Consider the following 647-nt stretch of genomic DNA (forward strand, 5'->3'; position numbering starts at 1 on the left):
AGAACTTCAAGAAAGCGAAGCTTGCCTATTTGGGTGTCTATAAAGGGGCAGACGCTTACTGCGTACAGATGCCGGAAGACATGAAGACTGGCTTTCCGCCGGTGTTCCTTCTACGCGACAACAAGGTGACGGAAGTCTGCGACACTCGTTCACTTGAAATCATTTCTTCGCTTTCCTGAATATCTTCGCGAACTTCGTGTCAAACAGCTTGTCGTCGATGCGCATGATGCCGTCGCAGCTGTACGGGGTCTGCGCCCTTGCGTGCTTGCAGATGTCGTCTGCGACTGTCAGTTTTTCGTGGCTCCAAACTTGCGCGTCAATGCGCTGAAGCGAACCGTCGGCGAATCGCTGAAGCAGCGTTGAATGTCCGCCGCCGCCGTCCCAAGACAGCACCACTTCATAGATGCCGGTCGCCTTTGTGTGTTCTTCGTAGAATTTCAAGTATTCGTCTGGCGTCATCTTTGTCAACTTCTGCGCATTGCGCCATGATATGAACGAAGTGTGTTTCGCGGCCGTTCCGTCAGCATTTTTCCACTTTTCCCAGATATGACTGCCTTTCGAAAGATAATAGCTTAAATTGCCTTCACGTTTCGAATTCGGGCCAGCCGTGACGTCGAATCCGCGCGTGCGCAGAACGTATGCCGGCG

The 647-nt window shown here is 52.4% G+C and carries 1 protein-coding gene; it reads right to left on the reverse strand.

The features are described from left to right. Nucleotides 1-159: 159 nt before the first annotated feature. A partial coding sequence (locus D0T66_RS16065; protein ID WP_255489854.1) for a toxin glutamine deamidase domain-containing protein occupies nucleotides 160-647 on the reverse strand: 488 nt, incomplete at its 5' end.

The organism is Dysgonomonas sp. 25 (assembly GCF_010501075.1).
In the GTDB taxonomy this organism is placed as follows: Bacteria; Bacteroidota; Bacteroidia; order Bacteroidales; family Dysgonomonadaceae; genus Dysgonomonas.